The organism is Duganella hordei (genome assembly GCF_040369125.1).
Taxonomy (GTDB): Bacteria; Pseudomonadota; Gammaproteobacteria; order Burkholderiales; family Burkholderiaceae_D; genus Rugamonas; species Rugamonas hordei.
Genome location: NZ_BPWI01000069.1, coordinates 1 through 216 on the forward strand (window position 1 = coordinate 1; position 216 = coordinate 216).

General features: G+C 52.3%; 1 rRNA gene. It reads left to right on the forward strand.

From position 1 onward, the window contains the following. A 16S ribosomal RNA gene (locus tag ABWW33_RS33070) occupies positions 1-216 on the forward strand; the annotation flags it as partial.

A 216-nucleotide genomic window follows, 5' to 3' on the forward strand; every position in this document is an offset into this window, starting at 1 on the left:
GAATTGACGGGGACCCGCACAAGCGGTGGATGATGTGGATTAATTCGATGCAACGCGAAAAACCTTACCTACCCTTGACATGGCTGGAATCGCTGAGAGATTGGCGAGTGCTCGAAAGAGAACCAGTACACAGGTGCTGCATGGCTGTCGTCAGCTCGTGTCGTGAGATGTTGGGTTAAGTCCCGCAACGAGCGCAACCCTTGTCATTAGTTGCTA